At 30.1% G+C, this 15,040-nt stretch carries 14 protein-coding genes; 8 read left to right on the top strand and 6 right to left on the bottom strand.

The window, feature by feature from the left end; translation table 11 throughout:
* Window positions 1–4 precede the first annotated feature (4 nt).
* The 4 genes from WHD08_RS15400 to WHD08_RS15385 all read right to left on the bottom strand — a co-directional run bounded on the left by WHD08_RS15400 (window position 5) and on the right by WHD08_RS15385 (window position 4,123).
* Entirely contained in the window at window positions 5–976 is a 972-nt protein-coding gene (locus WHD08_RS15400) for a hypothetical protein (protein ID WP_208890195.1), read from the bottom strand.
* Between the two features lie 41 nt (window positions 977–1,017).
* Complete coding sequence (locus tag WHD08_RS15395; RefSeq protein WP_165732306.1) at window positions 1,018–1,428, bottom strand: hypothetical protein; 411 nt, start codon at window positions 1,426–1,428, stop codon at window positions 1,018–1,020.
* Window positions 1,429–1,535: 107 nt separating this feature from the next.
* Complete coding sequence (locus tag WHD08_RS15390; protein ID WP_208890196.1) at window positions 1,536–2,273, bottom strand: LytR/AlgR family response regulator transcription factor; 738 nt, start codon at window positions 2,271–2,273, stop codon at window positions 1,536–1,538.
* A complete protein-coding gene (locus WHD08_RS15385; RefSeq protein WP_165732302.1) occupies window positions 2,273–4,123 on the bottom strand; it encodes a tetratricopeptide repeat-containing sensor histidine kinase in 1,851 nt (616 codons plus the stop codon). The genes WHD08_RS15390 and WHD08_RS15385 overlap by 1 nt, the downstream gene beginning before the upstream one ends.
* Before the next feature lie 182 nt (window positions 4,124–4,305).
* Here WHD08_RS15385 and WHD08_RS15380 point away from each other — a divergent pair, with 182 nt between their 5' ends.
* The 7 genes from WHD08_RS15380 to WHD08_RS15350 all read left to right on the top strand — a co-directional run bounded on the left by WHD08_RS15380 (window position 4,306) and on the right by WHD08_RS15350 (window position 11,076).
* Window positions 4,306–4,647, top strand: a complete 342-nt coding sequence (locus WHD08_RS15380; RefSeq protein ID WP_208890198.1) for a DUF3703 domain-containing protein — start codon at window positions 4,306–4,308, stop codon at window positions 4,645–4,647.
* A 237-nt stretch (window positions 4,648–4,884) separates the two neighbouring features.
* Entirely contained in the window at window positions 4,885–5,424 is a 540-nt protein-coding gene (locus WHD08_RS15375; RefSeq protein ID WP_208890200.1) for a sigma-70 family RNA polymerase sigma factor, read from the top strand.
* A gap of 69 nt (window positions 5,425–5,493) precedes the next feature.
* A complete protein-coding gene (locus WHD08_RS15370) occupies window positions 5,494–6,384 on the top strand; it encodes a dienelactone hydrolase family protein (protein ID WP_208890202.1) in 891 nt (296 codons plus the stop codon).
* A 173-nt stretch (window positions 6,385–6,557) separates the two neighbouring features.
* Complete coding sequence (locus WHD08_RS15365) at window positions 6,558–7,379, top strand: class I SAM-dependent methyltransferase (RefSeq protein ID WP_165732294.1); 822 nt, start codon at window positions 6,558–6,560, stop codon at window positions 7,377–7,379.
* An 89-nt stretch (window positions 7,380–7,468) separates the two neighbouring features.
* The gene (locus WHD08_RS15360; protein ID WP_208891161.1) at window positions 7,469–8,926 is read left to right on the top strand and encodes an FAD-dependent oxidoreductase; all 1,458 of its coding nucleotides are present in this window, start codon (window positions 7,469–7,471) and stop codon (window positions 8,924–8,926) included.
* A 354-nt stretch (window positions 8,927–9,280) separates the two neighbouring features.
* A complete protein-coding gene (locus WHD08_RS15355; RefSeq protein ID WP_208890204.1) occupies window positions 9,281–10,345 on the top strand; it encodes a sensor histidine kinase in 1,065 nt (354 codons plus the stop codon).
* Window positions 10,342–11,076, top strand: a complete 735-nt coding sequence (locus tag WHD08_RS15350; protein WP_165732290.1) for a LytR/AlgR family response regulator transcription factor — start codon at window positions 10,342–10,344, stop codon at window positions 11,074–11,076. Before WHD08_RS15355 ends, WHD08_RS15350 begins: the two co-directional genes overlap by 4 nt.
* An 81-nt stretch (window positions 11,077–11,157) precedes the next feature.
* Here the strand turns inward: WHD08_RS15350 and WHD08_RS15345 are convergent, their stop codons facing one another.
* Complete coding sequence (locus WHD08_RS15345; protein ID WP_208890206.1) at window positions 11,158–12,309, bottom strand: adenylyltransferase/cytidyltransferase family protein; 1,152 nt, start codon at window positions 12,307–12,309, stop codon at window positions 11,158–11,160.
* A 193-nt stretch (window positions 12,310–12,502) separates the two neighbouring features.
* Here WHD08_RS15345 and WHD08_RS15340 point away from each other — a divergent pair, with 193 nt between their 5' ends.
* Entirely contained in the window at window positions 12,503–12,967 is a 465-nt protein-coding gene (locus tag WHD08_RS15340; RefSeq protein ID WP_165732285.1) for a glycine--tRNA ligase subunit alpha, read from the top strand.
* Between the two features lie 85 nt (window positions 12,968–13,052).
* Here the strand turns inward: WHD08_RS15340 and WHD08_RS15335 are convergent, their stop codons facing one another.
* Window positions 13,053–15,017 (bottom strand): YgiQ family radical SAM protein, encoded by a 1,965-nt coding sequence (locus WHD08_RS15335; RefSeq protein ID WP_208890207.1) that lies wholly within the window; start codon window positions 15,015–15,017, stop codon window positions 13,053–13,055.
* Window positions 15,018–15,040: the final 23 nt, after the last annotated feature.

Genomic DNA, 15,040 nt, shown 5'->3' with positions numbered 1-15,040 from the left:
AGTGTTATAAATCTGCTATGAGATATTGGTAATCTTGTGGCAACTGTGTAAATAAATAAAGAAAAATATCATCTTTATCTGTAGTTTTGTAATCGTAGTAGGTTAAATTTTTCTTATTTAAATTCGGATAATTCATTTCAACTAAATACATCCCTACTACTTCGGTTAAAGACTGATCTTTTTCTAGTCTTTTTCTTGGTTCATGTTTTTCAAAAGCGATATAAAATGAATTTAAATCTTTTTGATTGACCCAAATATTGCTTAAAAAAACAGGAGAATTTGGCTTAGAAAATTCTTTTCTTATTATGTAATCTATATTTTCTGCCTTTACAGATCCATAATTATTTGCAACAATAGCATTTTGCTTATATCTATATAATTCTGTGCTATCATTATACGCAGTGGGTTTTACTATCAATTCATAAAAACCCTTTTCTTCTCTTTCTATTTTAAAATCTACATGAGCTTCTCTTGTCCAGGTATTTGGATATTTATCTAAAACGTTACCAATTTTATTTGAAAAATAATGAAACTTATTAAATGTAGGTTCAGATTTTAAACTAATACTAATGGAATGATTAAAGACATTTACATCAACACTTAAAACATCTTCATCTAACACTTCGTACAGTTCTTCTCTCAATACAATTTCTTGTTTTTGATACTCTGTTAACGCCTTAATACTCCTATCTTCAGTATCATGAGAAGAAACACAAAGCGCTTTATCTTTAGCATCCCATTCAAAATTTATAACAACTTTAAGGTTTTCTTTAAGCGCTAATTCTACCCAGTATAAATTAGGATCCATATTGGCAGCATTAAAATTTCTTTCAAAAGTTAGAATTTCATACTTGTTATTATGGTGCTCTTTTAAATACGCTACAAACCCTTTTTTTGCATTCGTATTAGAAACTCCACAACCAACAAACAAGAATAAAATTCCGATTAAAACACTATATAAAATGATTTTATGCATACCAATATCTTTTACCAATTACACTAAATATAAAATGCTTCTTATAAATTATTTTCCAATAAGTTAACAAGCACTTTAATTCTACTATTTACGTCTGGTGCATTTGAAATAGGACTATGATCTATCGTTAAAACTCCATCTGAAAATGTGAATCCATTAGCAGGATTGTGATGATCTTTGGTATTTAATATGTGTATTTCTTTTAAGCTTTCTGCTAATGCTTCTTTTCCCATATCGTCACTAGCAATAGATTTAAAAGCTTCTATAATTGGTAAGAAATATATTTTTGGGTATGAATCTGAATAAAGATGTAAAAAACGATCTTCAAATAAAGTGCTCCACTCAATATTTAGAGTAACATCAAAACCTGCAGCTTCATTTATTTGTGCTTTTAATTCTGGAAATTGTTCTTCTTGAAATGTTTTTGTAAATCTGTTTTCTTTTAATCCCATGATATTTTAATTTAAAGGTTATTTGTTTATATACCTCAAAACTAAGATTTGATTAGGATGTTTTTAAAACCGTTTTACATTTGTCGTTCTTCGTTTTATAATTGCTTTTATAACGTATCTAAAATCTGTTTTAAGTACGATTTTTTACGTGTAGCAACAGGTATTTTTTCACCGTTTGTTAAGTAAACAGTGTTATTGGCGTTAATGGTTTTTATGTATTTTATATTTACTAAATGTGATTGATGTATGCGCACAAAGGTGTGTTCACTTAAAATATTCTCGTAATATTTTAGATTACGAGCACTCATTATTTTTTTATCAACAGTATGAAAAATGGTATACGCACCATCAGACTGACAACGAACAATGTCTTTTGTTTGAAGAAAATATTGTGCATCTGCGGTTTTTATCAATAAGGTTTTATCAATTTCCTTTTTATTAATTTCAGAAACTTGATTTAATGCATTTTTATAAACTTGTTCTTTTTTAAAACCAACCCTAAACCGGTCTATACACTCTGATAGTTCTTCTGAATCGATCGGTTTAAGCAAATAATCTATCGTATCAAACTTTATTGCTTTTATAGCAAACTCATCATAAGCAGTCGTAAAAATTATTTTAAAAGCAATACTATCTAAAGCTTCCAAAATCTGAAAAGCATTACCACCAATCAACTCTATATCTAAGAAAACTAAATCTGGAGTTTCTTCTTTTAAAAATGAAATAGCATCTGTAACATTATCAATTTTAGCCACAACCTCAATGTCTTTTTGAGTATAGGTAATCAATTTATCTAATGTATTTAATGCATTAAATTCGTCTTCTATTATAACTGCTTTTATCATTAAAGTTTTAATTTAAAAAATACTTTTGTTCCTGAAGGATTATTGTTTTTATCAAATAAATCTTGAAGTATAAACGATTTCTCTTCTCCCTTTTTCCTCATTTTTAAACGCTCCTTAAAAATAGTTGTTGCATGTAGGTCTTCCGTTACTTCTTCTTCTTTTGCTTTTGCAGATCTCCCTACTCCATTATCTAAAATAACAAATAACAACTCATCTCCTTTTTTTTCTATTTGAAGCAATAATTTACCATCCTCTTTTTTCTCTTTTAAACCGTACTCTATAGCATTTTCTAAAAAAGGTTGTAACAACATTGGCGGCACTTGTATCTTAGAAACATCCATCAATTGATCGATTTCTATAGTATACGAAAAAACATTATTAAAGCGTAATTGTTGTGTTTCTATATAATTAGAAATCATGGCAATTTCTTTATCTAAAGAGATTGATTCTTTTCTAACATAATCGAAGTTTTGCCTAATCAACTTAGAAAACTTAGCAATATAATTAGAAGATTTTATAGCATTTCCTTCTAAAGTTATATTCTGAATAGCAGCCAATGTATTGAATATAAAATGTGGATTCATTTGTACACGCAACAAACTTTGCTCTAACTTTGATGCTTTATTAGCTGCTCTTAACTTGGTATTATACACATAAAAAGCCGTTGCAATCGCAAGAAATATAAACAACAAAATAGTACTTATTAAAAGCCACTGATTTCTGGTATTTATTTCTTTTTGATGATTTATTTCAGTTTCTTTTTGTTTAACTTCATAATTAACATTTGCAAAATTTAATAGTCTATCTTTTTCTAAAGCACTCACATTCAACTGCAAGCTATCTCTAATTATTTGGTTATCTAAAGCCTTAGCATAATCTCCTGTCAGAATAGATATTGCAACCAATTTATCCCTTACCTCTATTTCTTCTTTAACATTTTTATTAGCAACATAAATATCTAATGCTTTGTAATAATTAACCTGTGCAGAATCATTCTTAGATCTTAATAAAAACAAATTCCCCAAGCCTTTATAAGGCGCAGCATTTACAGCTTTTATATTGTTATTTAAAGTAGCAGCACCTCTTAAAAACTTCTCTGCATTTTCATATTTATTAGCTTCTATATAAGTAAAGCCAATATTATTTAGAATACTCGCTAATATTTTAGGGCTTTTTTTAGATTGACTTAAAGACATCGCTTCAGCATAACTATTTAAAGCTTTGTTATATTCCTTTAATTGTAAATAAACACTTGCTTTGTTATTCTTTATAGAGATAATAGAAGCAGTATCAATACCCTTAGAAAATAAGCTGTCTGTTACATTTATGTAAGACAATGCTTTGCTATAATCTTTTAATTTATAATGAAGATTAAATAGTTGATTATAAGCTTTACCCTCTATTCTTTTATCCTCTATTAACTTTGCCAAATGCAATGCTTTAAGCGCATATATTTGCGATGTTTCTACATCTCCCATATGTAGTGAAGCTCCACTTAATGTTATCAAACTACGCCCTTGGTTATAAATATCGTTTAATTCAACAAATAATTTGTAACACTTTAAATGCGTATTAAATGCTTCTTGATATTTAAAGTTTATATATAAAAATTCTCCTTTTTTAAACAGCAACATTGCACGTTCTAAGGATGTTAAATCTTTACTGTTTTGTAATAAACTATCTAATTCTAAAAAAAAATCTTCTGTTTGTGTTTGCGTAATACTATCTAAGCTAGCTAGTTTATTTTTTATATTCGGGCGAATAACATCTTGTTTGGAACAAGCTAAAAACAATAGTAATAAAGACATCGCAAAACTTAATTGCCATAATCTTTTCTTTTTTAAAATCATAAAAACTAAAATAGAAAATGTTTGAATAAGCTAAAATAAGCAATCATCAATACTCTAATAAAAAAAATACTTTTATTTTTGTTAAACCAAACATTTTATTGGAGCAAAATGGTAATTGATAACAATATTTTTTTTAGATTTTCTGCATCTTTATAGATAGCGCTTTGTCTATTAGAAAAAATATGAGCAATCAAAAATTGAAATCAGAATTCAAGAACCAATTAAATATCGTAAAAGTAGCACTAGCCAAAAAGCAGTATAAAACGGCTTTTTATCATTTAGAAAACGCACATATCTTAGGACAAAATAACTTGTACAGACATACTTTAAGTCATTATTACATGTTGATATTGGGTTGTAAAACAAAAAACAGTAAAGAAATTATTGGGCAAGTCTTAAGAATTTTTGCATCTATTTTGTTTACATTAATTTGGGTTCCTATAGGCAATACAGGCGGTACCAACATATCTCCAGTAAAAAAGAATCCTATTAGAAAAGAATTAAAAAAATATTTCTTAAATTAATGCATCTTTTTAAATGATACTCCGTCTATTAGGTGAACATTAAAATAGAATATCATGAAAAATACAAACTGTAACTGTAATTGTGAAGGTTGTAAAACCGGAGATTGTAAAAATTGTACTTGTACAAACTGTACTTGTAACAATTGTAATTGTTAAATAACTGCCATTCCGAATTAAGTTTTGATAAAAATTTTGATTCTTTAATTCGGAATGTCATTTTAGAATAAAAAATACTGTATGAAAACAAAACAAGTTTGGACTTTATATTCTGAAGATTTAAAACGATTTATTATCAGCAAAGTAAAAGACACCACTATTGCAGATGATATTTTGCAGGATACTTTTATTAAAATCCATACAAAACTACATACCTTAAAAGATATTAAAAAGCTAAAACCTTGGTGTTTTACCGTTGCTAGAAATTCTATTTTAGATTACTGGAGAACTAACAATAAAACTTTTGAAATTGCCAATTTTGAAGCTGAAACTAGTATTTTAAAAGAAGAACATACAGAACAAGACTGTTTAATAGGCATTTTAAATCATTTACCAAAAAAGTACAGAGACCCATTATTTCTTTCGGATATAAAAGGGATGAAACAGCAAGAGGTTGCAGATCAATTAAAACAGTCTTTACCAACTACAAAATCTCAAATACAACGTGCTCGAAAATTAATTGCAGAGGGCTTTATGGATTGTTGCGGTTTTGTTTTAAATGATGATGGTAATTTGGTTGGAGAAATTAAGGAAAAAGAAGATTGTAAAGTTTGTAAATAAATTAACCATAAACATCATCTTATTATTTATCTTAGTTAAAATTATAACAAAAATTAAAATACCCCAACTATGGCAGCACTTAAAAAAGAAGACATTAGTCAAGAAGTATTTGACTTATATGACGACTATGCACATAACAAAATAGACAGAAAGCAATTTCTAAAAAAACTATCCTTATATGCTGTTGGTGCAATTACATTGCCTGCTTTATTGAGCTTTATTTCTCCTAATTATGTAGATTCTATTTTGGTAGAACCTAACGATCCTCGATTAAAATCTGAAACCATAAATTACGCCTCTCCTAAAGGAGGAAAAAAAATGACAGGTTTACTCTCCATTCCTAAAGATCCAAAAGGTAAACTACCCGGAATTATAGTTGTCCACGAAAACCGAGGATTAAACCCGTATATAAAAGATGTTGGCAGAAGAGCTGCCTTAGAAGATTTTATAACCTTAGCGCCAGATGCACTTTCTCCAATGGGAGGATATCCTGGTAATGATGATGATGGTAGAGATATGCAAAAAAAGAGAGACCAAGGTGAAATGCTAGAAGACTTTATTGCTGGCTACAACTACCTAAAATCTCACAAAGAATGTAACGGAAAAGTAGCAGTCGTTGGTTTCTGCTTTGGTGGTTGGATTTCTAATATGATGGCAGTAAGAATACCTGAATTAGCAGCTGCCGTTCCATATTACGGAAGACAACCAGAAACAGAAGATGCTAAAAAAATTAAGGCTCCTTTACTATTGCAATATGCAGGTTTAGACAAAAGGGTTAATGATGGTTGGCCTGCTTTTGAAAAAACTTTAAAAGAAAATAATATTGAACACGAAGCACATTTTTACTCTGAGGTAAACCATGGGTTTCATAACAATACAACACCTAGATATGATGAGGCTGCAGCTGATTTATCTTGGAAAAGAACCATCGATTTTTTTAACAAGCATTTAAAAGAATAATTTTATCGTTGCAAGGAAGAATAGTATAAAATGTATTTATTTACAATCGTTTCTCAATTTATAATGAGAAACGATTGATAAATCTATTCTTTAAATAGATTTTGCCTCATTCTTTCTTCGGAATGACAATTTAATGTTTATAATTATTTACTTTTATCTTTTAAACATTTAAGGTGAAAAATAAAACTCTTATCAGTAAAGAATTAGACAATTTTTACAACAAAGCTTCAGAAGAAACCAGACTAGAAAAAGGAATGGGAATTTTTGAATTTGAACGTATTAAAGATCTCATACAATTACATATTTCCAACCCAAAATCTAGAATTATTGATGTTGGTGGTGGAACCGGTAAATATTCTGAATGGTTGGCAAAAAATAATCATACTGTTCATTTAATAGAACCTGTTTTAAAACATATAAAATTGGCTGAAAAAAGAGCCAAAAAACTAAAAAACCCTTTTTCTGTTGCTATAGGTGAAGCTAAAAATTTACCTTTTGAAGACAATGTTGCCGATTTGGTAATTTTACACGGACCTTTATATCATTTACAAAAAAGAGAAGATAGAGTTGCGGCCATTCTTGAAGCTAAAAGAGTATTAAAAAAAGGCGGAATTATTTTAGGTTTTGCTATTAACGCAACTGCCTCTACCGTTGTTGGTTTAATGAATGGAATGATTCATGCAAACTCTTTCTTTAATATGTGCAAGGAAGAACTTACTACAGGAATTCATGATGCGCCTAAAGATTTTCCTTTTCTATTAGCAGATGCTTTTTACCACAAACCAGCAGGATTAAAAGCGGAGTTTCTAGAGCAAAACCTCAACTTTATAAACCTGTTTGCCGTAGAAGGAATGATTTGGTTAGACAATGAATATTTTGCAAATATGTTAGATAAGAAAAAATCGAAAACATTAAAAGCATTGCAAAACCTCACCCAAAATGATGAGTATTTATTACCTTTTAGTCCGCATATGATGATTGCTGTAAAGAAATAACTTCGTTTCTATTTAAAAAATTATATAAAATAAATCTGCCTCAGAGATAATTAGAAATAGTCTTTAGAAAAATCTATAAACTGATAAAAATAACTAAAGTGAAAGATAAGGAGGTTTATTGGGGAGTTTGTATAAACTGTAAAGGCACGGGAAAAAAAAGGAAAAGTCTTCCTAAAAAAACACGAATCCATTACAAAAAAACATTAGAACAATTTGAAAAGTCTAATGGAAAAACGCCTGCTCCAATTCTACATAAAGGACAACTAGACACCTGTGTTAAATGTAAAGGAACTGGACTTATTGAATCTAATACCTTACCGACTATAGACAAAGAAAACTACCCACATGTTGCCATTATTGGTGGTGGAATTGGTGGAGTTGCACTCGCTATTGCCTGTTTGCATCGCGGAATTCCTTTTACACTTTATGAACGAGATGTTAGTTTTAATACTCGGTCTCAAGGTTACGGACTTACCCTTCAACAAGCAAGTAAAGCCATGGCTGGTTTAGGTATTGTAAATCTAAAGGACGGAATTACATCTACCAGACACGTAGTTCACACAACCGAAGGAGAAATAATTGGCGAATGGGGAGTTAGAAAATGGGGAAGATCAGAAACAAAAACATCGCCAAAACGGACAAATATTCACATTGCAAGACAATCTTTACGTTTGGCTTTGCTAGAGCAGTTGGGCAATACTGATAGCATAAAGTGGGGACATCAATTATTAAATTACAAAGAGTCTGAAGATGAAAGTATTGACCTCAGCTTTAAACTAAACGACAAAGTTAGAACAGAAAAAGCAGATCTAATTGTTGGTGCAGACGGAATTAGAAGTACTATAAGAAAACAGTTAATTGGCAATCATGTTTCTCCTTTACGCTACTTAAACTGTATCGTTATTTTAGGTATTTGCCCTCTAAAGAATCTAGAAGGAATTGTAAGCCCATTATTAGATTCCGCTACCGTTTTTCAAACTGCTAATGGTAATGAACGCATCTATATGATGCCTTTTGATTCGGATACCATCATGTGGCAACTTAGTTTTCCTTTATCAGAAAAAAAAGCAAAAGAACTTAATAGTAAAGGAGCTAAATATCTTAAAGAAGAAGCCTGTAAAAGAACGCAATGGCACAGTCCTATTCCACAAATTGTTACTGCGACCAATGAAGCTCAAATATCAGGTTATCCTGTTTATGACCGAGAATTACTAAAACCCGAATTATTAGAAAAAGGATCTAAAGTAACACTAATTGGAGATGCAGCTCACCCAATGAGTCCGTTTAAAGGACAAGGAGCAAACCAAGCTTTGTTAGATGCTTTATCGCTTGCCCGTGGCATAACTAAGGGATGTAAACCGTTATCTAAATGGAGAGAAATTGGACTACGAAAAAGTGTGCTCACTAAATTTGAAGCTGAAATGATAGCTCGCAGTGCTTCCAAAGTAAAAGATTCCGCAGAGGCTGCAAAATTATTACATTCAGAAATTGTACTTTATAAAGGTGATGGCCCGAGAGGCAAACATCGAAAGAAAAAAGGAGAATAATTTTTAACCTTAAAACAAGACAACATACTTAAACAACCGACTATCAAACCACTAACATATTCATTGCAAGATTTATTACCCTTTATTTTATTGATTAGATGAAATTTCCGTTGCTCACATTCAAATTACCGCTTATCATATTATCAAATTAAAAAGTAGTTTACTCACTTACATTTACCAAACCATTCTAAAAACAATAAATTATGATTGTAATTGTAAAAGCAGTAATAGAAATAGTTGAAAAAACAATTGAATTTGTTTTTCAAGTATTCTTGTGATAAATTCATTCAATAATTGATAAAAAAATTAAAATTAGATTTAATTTGTAAGTTAGACAATTAGAATACTTAATACATGAATTTATCTTTAAAAAGATTTTATATACTATTCAATCTCATTGGGTGGGTCCTTTTATTTACAGCAACATTGGCTGGACCAAAACTATTTCTTTCAGGCACTATATTAGCTCCTGAACAGATATTATATTATTGGCTAGAAACTATTACATGTGCACTGCTTGCTTTTACGCTAACATTTTTAATCTCTTTTTATGTTGATAAAAAAATTAATTTTAACAGCGACTGGAAGCCTATTACTTGGAAAATTCTTCTAATTTTTACAATTGTACAAGCATTATACTCCTTATTTATCTGGCCTATGTTAGATTTTGTTCAAGAGTACACCAAGTATGAATCTGCTCAGATAATGACTTTTGTAGGTAAAATATACAATGTTTTTTATTTTTCAACTTTATTTGTAATCTGGCTTTTTGTTTTTTTAACCATTAAAATTTACCATCAATTAAAAACGGTTCAAATAAAACAGCTAGAATTAAAGGCTACCCTAAAAGAATCTCAATTAAACACTTTAAAAGGACAAATCAATCCACATTTTATGTTTAACAGCTTAAATAATATACGTGGGCTGATGCTAGAAGATGTTGATAAAGCAAGAAATATGCTTACTAGTTTGTCTGAAACCTTAAGGTATTCTCTTACAAAAAGTGCTCTAAATTCAATTTCTTTAGAAGATGAATTAGAAATGGTAGAAAATTACATAGAGATTTCTAAAATTCAATTTGAAGATCGTTTGCACTTCGAAACTCATATTGATAAAAATTCTTTAAGCAAACAAATTCCACCAATGATCATTCAAATGTTAATTGAGAATGCATTGAAACACGGAATTTCTAATTTAAAACAAGGAGGTAAAATAACCCTATCGACCGCTATAGAAAGTAATCATTTGCAAATCGAAGTTATAAATTCAGGTACATTACAAAATACTAAAAAAGGTACTCAATTAGGAATAAAAAATATTAAAAAGAGGTTAAAACTACTCTATGGAGAAACTGCTAATTTTAGATTAGTAGAAATAGAAAATCACGTAATTGCCTCTATTAAAATTCCACTAATATGATAAAGTTAAAAGCAGTTATTGTAGAAGATTCTCGTCTAGCTCGTAATGAGTTAAAAGAACTTATTAAGGTACACAAGGAAATAGAAATAATAGGAGAAGCTGAAAATGTAGATGATGCTTTTAAATTGATTAATAACACAAAGCCCGATCTCCTTTTTTTAGACATCAATATGCCAGAAAAAGATGGTTTTGAACTCTTAGAAATGTTAGATGACGTACCTATTACAATTTTTACCACTGCGTTTGATGAATATGCAATTAAATCTTTTGAATACAATGCTTTTGACTACCTATTAAAACCAATTAATCAAAAACGATTTTCTAAAAGTATTGAGAAAGTAATTGAAAGTATTAGTAAAAATGAAACAACTACTATTACTAAAAATGAGAATGCTTTAAGTTTAGAGAAACAAATTTTTATTAAAGACGGAGAAAATTGTTGGTTGGTAAAATTAAAGGATATTTCGCTATTTGAAATTGTAGGCAATTACACGCGGGTTTACTTTGATGGGAAAAAACCATTAATTTACAAATCATTAGCACAAGTAGAAGAAAAACTACCAACAGAAGTGTTTTTTAGAGCTAACAGACAACAGATTATCAACATTAACCATGTTAAAAAAGTGGTTTCTTGGTTTAACGGAAAGTTAAAAATAGAAATGAATTCTGGCGAAGAAATAGAAATTTCTAGAAGACAATCTTACTTATTTAAAGAACAATTGAGTTTCTAATTCAGTTATTTTAAAGCAAAAAAAAAGTTTTTCATCCTTTAAAAAAAGGATAAAAAACTTTAATTGTATTTCGTATAAAAACTATAAAGCTTCTTTTCTTCTTACTTTAATTTTCATTGCACCTTCAATAGGTTTGTCAGAAACTAAAATTAAATATCCTGCTCCTCCAGCTCCTGCTAGTTTCCAAGCAAGTGACTTTTCTTTATATTTTTCTATTTCTTTAAGAATTCTATCATTTACCATTGCTGGGAACATTTTTACTTGTGCATCAAATGACTTTAAAAATGCTGCAGAAAACTTTTCTAAATCTTTATTTTGAATCGCATCCCAAACTTCCTCAGAAGCATTTGCTAAAGACTTTACATTATCTTCCGTAATATAGGTTTCACCTAATAAGTCTAAACCTTGTTCTCTAGGCCATAATAATACCATCTGAATATGATCTTCTAACCAACCTAAAATAGATTCATCATGTACAGATTCAAATTCAGTTGGCCAATAACCATCATTATAATAATGTCTAACAAGACCTGGCATACAAATACCTATTGCATCTTGAGCTCCAGAAACCATGGTAGAACCTGGTGTATTTTCAAACTTAAAAAGTATTTCTGCTAATTTTTGTGGTTTTTCTAACGGTAAATAATGAGGCCATATTTTTTTTGCAGCATTTCTAGTAGAAGTAGACATTCCGCAACGTTCATTATACTCAATAATTGGTTCTAAAGAAAGTGTAATTGCCCAACCTGGGTGAAATTTAGATACATAAGGTTGATCGATCCATGTACCTCCAAGATCTATTCTGTAAGGCAAACTACAATTACCTCCGGTTCTTAAAGAAGTGGTAGATCTTTCTGGTAAACCTGCATCCGGAATTCTTTTCAAGTTTTTTAACTCAATATTTAATTCGTCACACAATTCTTCTTTTGCAGGCGAAAAACCATCTTCATTTACAATAAAGTAATCTGGTTTTAATGCTTCTAGATCTTCTTTAAAATCTAGCATTCCAGAACCAGAGTTCACAAAAGCATTTTTTACATATTTAATTGCATTAATCATATAAATTCTTTCTTGTTCAGAATTTATAGTATGACGCCCTTTTAATTCAGACACAGTAGCATCGGAACCAATACCTACATATAAATCTCCATATGTAGAAGCTTCCTTAAAAAATGCAATATGCCCACTATGTAGCATATCAAAACAACCTGATACAAATACTTTCTTTTTCATCAATTATAACTATTTTTTGTAATTCACTCTATTTGAACAGTAAAAATACTGCATTTATTTTAAAAGGTAACTTTCTTGAACTAATTTTCATTAAAATCAGAAAACCCATTATAAACATTTACATTATCTTTATATTCTATGTTACTTTTTATAATTTTACGTGTCTAATAAGTAACAGACATAAAATACAATCATGAAAAAAATACAATCCCTATTAGTTTTAATATTTCTTTTTTTAGCAGCAACTTCTTACGCACAAGAAGTAGTCTATAAAGACACAACATATACTGTTAAAAGGAAATCAATTTATTTAGCAAAAGTAGATGTAACAAAAACCTTAAAACCTGAAAAAGTAAATGAAATTTTTGCTATTCATAAAATAAATGAAGACAGAATAGAAGCTGCAAAAAAAGCAGAGAAAGAAAAAAAAGCAACCCAAAAGAAACTAAAAAAAGCTGAAAAGGCGTTAAAGAGTAAAATAAAAGCTCAGAAAAAATTAAGCAAAGCAAACGACAAACTAGAGAGTGGTATTAAAAAATACAATAAGCTTAAAAAGAAAGGCGACTTATCTCCTAATGACGACCAAAAATGGTTAGATAAAATAAAAAAGCTAAAAAAGAACGTTACAAAAGCAGAAAAGAATTTTAAAAAATCATAACTGATTATTTAAAAATTTCTTATTCGTAAAAAAGGTCTGGTTTATAATAAACCAGACCTTTTTTTGCTATATAATTTTATAAATATTACCTCCTTCTTTTTGGAGCTCTACTTACTTTTTTCTTTCGCTTATTAAAAGGAACAGGAACTGCATCATCAAAAGTATTTTTTACTTCTTTTGCATTTTTATTCTTTTTCCAAGAATTATTTTCTGGTAATAATTTTTGTAATAAATCTTGTCTTCCTACTTTATTTAACGTGTTTTTAATCCAATCTTTATTCTCTTTCTTGTACCAAAAGAAAAATTTATGTTGATCTTCACGCTCTTTTTTAGATTTCGGAGTTTTCGTTGGTTTTAAAGTATACGGATGATATCCTGAATAATAAATTACCGTTGCAACCGTCATTGGTGTTGGTGTAAAACCTTGCACCTGTTCTAACTGAAAGCCCATATCCTTGGTTTCTGCAGCTAAATTTGCCATATCTTCCACCTCACTTGCTGGGTGACTAGAAATAAAATAAGGAATCAACTGAAGATTCAATTTCTTCTTAATATTTATCTTATCGAAACGCTCTTTAAACATATGAAAATATTTAAAAGACGGCTTACGCATCAATTTTAAAACAGGATCAGAAGTATGTTCTGGCGCAACTTTTAATCGACCAGAAACGTGCTTTGTCATTACCTCTTCAGTATATGCATCTAACTCCTTTGGATCTGCATTTTTATTAAATTCAGGCACCAACATATCATGCCTAATTCCACTTCCAATAAAAGATTTTTTAATCTTTGGATGCTTATCAACTGCTTGATATAATTCTGTTAAAGGTTTGTGAGACGTATCTAAATTAGAACAAATCACAGGCGATATACAACTAGGCGCAACACATTTGTCGCAAATAGACTGTACCTTTCCTTTCATCTGATACATATTAGCAGAAGGTCCACCAATATCAGATAAATACCCTTTAAAGTCCGGCATATTTGCCACTTTATCAATTTCTCTTAAAACAGACTCCTGACTTCTACTTGCAATAAACTTTCCTTGATGCGCAGAAATTGTACAAAAACTACAACCACCAAAACATCCTCTGTGAATGTTGATAGAAAATTTTATCATTTCAAACGCAGGTATTGGCCCACGTTTGTTATATTTTGGATGTGGTAAACGTGTAAAAGGCAAATCGAAAGAACCATCAATTTCCTTTTCTGTCATTGTTGGGTAAGGCGGATTAATCACCAACGTATTTTCTCCTACTTTTTGTAAAACTCTACGTGCTTTTAACTTATTAGATTCTTGCTCTATCACTTTAAAGTTAGAAGCAAATGTCTTTTTATCCTTTAAACAAGCCTCATGAGAATTAATTGTAACATCTTCCCAATCATTTACAACGGGTAATTTTTCAACCTGCTCATTAACGTAAATAGCTGTTTGTTTAATATTTTTTAAACTAGAAAACGGAACTCCTTTTTGCAATAATTCTACAATTTCTCGCAAAGGCTGCTCTCCCATTCCGTACACCAACATATCTGCTTTAGAAGTCTCTAAAATACCAGGCAATAACTTATCCGACCAGTAATCATAATGAGTTACACGTCTTAAAGAAGCTTCAATTCCTCCAATTAAAACTGGCACATCCGGAAACTTATCTTTTAATATTTTAGAATATACAGATGTTGCATAATCGGGTCTAAAACCTTTATCTCCATTTGGCGTATACGCATCTTTATCCCTACTTCGTTTACTTGCGGTGTAATTAGAAACCATCGGATCCATACAACCACCAGTAACTCCAAAAAATAAACGAGGCTTCCCTAATTTCTCAAAATCCTGTAAATTATCGTTTACACTTGGTTGCGGCACAATAGCCACTCGCAATCCATAACTCTCTAAAATACGCCCAATTACTGCAGGCCCAAACGATGGATGATCTACATAAGCGTCTCCGCTAAATAAAATAACGTCTAACTCTTCCCAACCACGAATTTTCACTTCCTTGTTTGTTGTTGGTAACCAGTCGGTTAATTGATGTTTTTTTGGTTCTTGCATAGTTTGCAAAAATACAAGAAATT

This window comes from Polaribacter sejongensis, from assembly GCF_038024065.1.
Classification (GTDB): Bacteria; Bacteroidota; Bacteroidia; order Flavobacteriales; family Flavobacteriaceae; genus Polaribacter; species Polaribacter sejongensis.
Note: the sequence above shows the minus strand (reverse complement) of the source record. Positions and strands in the feature narration are given on the sequence as shown.

Bases quoted from the DNA above. Each gene is read 5' to 3' on its own strand.
- WHD08_RS15400 (WP_208890195.1), bottom strand. From the start codon at position 976: ATGCATAAAATCATTTTATATAGTGTTTTAATCGGAATTTTATTCTTG.
- WHD08_RS15395 (WP_165732306.1), bottom strand. From the start codon at position 1,428: ATGGGATTAAAAGAAAACAGATTTACAAAAACATTTCAAGAAGAACAA.
- WHD08_RS15390 (WP_208890196.1), bottom strand. From the start codon at position 2,273: ATGATAAAAGCAGTTATAATAGAAGACGAATTTAATGCATTAAATACA.
- WHD08_RS15385 (WP_165732302.1), bottom strand. From the start codon at position 4,123: ATGATTTTAAAAAAGAAAAGATTATGGCAATTAAGTTTTGCGATGTCT.
- WHD08_RS15380 (WP_208890198.1), top strand. From the start codon at position 4,306: ATGAGCAATCAAAAATTGAAATCAGAATTCAAGAACCAATTAAATATC.
- WHD08_RS15375 (WP_208890200.1), top strand. From the start codon at position 4,885: ATGAAAACAAAACAAGTTTGGACTTTATATTCTGAAGATTTAAAACGA.
- WHD08_RS15370 (WP_208890202.1), top strand. From the start codon at position 5,494: ATGGCAGCACTTAAAAAAGAAGACATTAGTCAAGAAGTATTTGACTTA.
- WHD08_RS15355 (WP_208890204.1), top strand. From the start codon at position 9,281: ATGAATTTATCTTTAAAAAGATTTTATATACTATTCAATCTCATTGGG.
- WHD08_RS15350 (WP_165732290.1), top strand. From the start codon at position 10,342: ATGATAAAGTTAAAAGCAGTTATTGTAGAAGATTCTCGTCTAGCTCGT.
- WHD08_RS15345 (WP_208890206.1), bottom strand. From the start codon at position 12,309: ATGAAAAAGAAAGTATTTGTATCAGGTTGTTTTGATATGCTACATAGT.
- WHD08_RS15340 (WP_165732285.1), top strand. From the start codon at position 12,503: ATGAAAAAAATACAATCCCTATTAGTTTTAATATTTCTTTTTTTAGCA.
- WHD08_RS15335 (WP_208890207.1), bottom strand. From the start codon at position 15,017: ATGCAAGAACCAAAAAAACATCAATTAACCGACTGGTTACCAACAACA.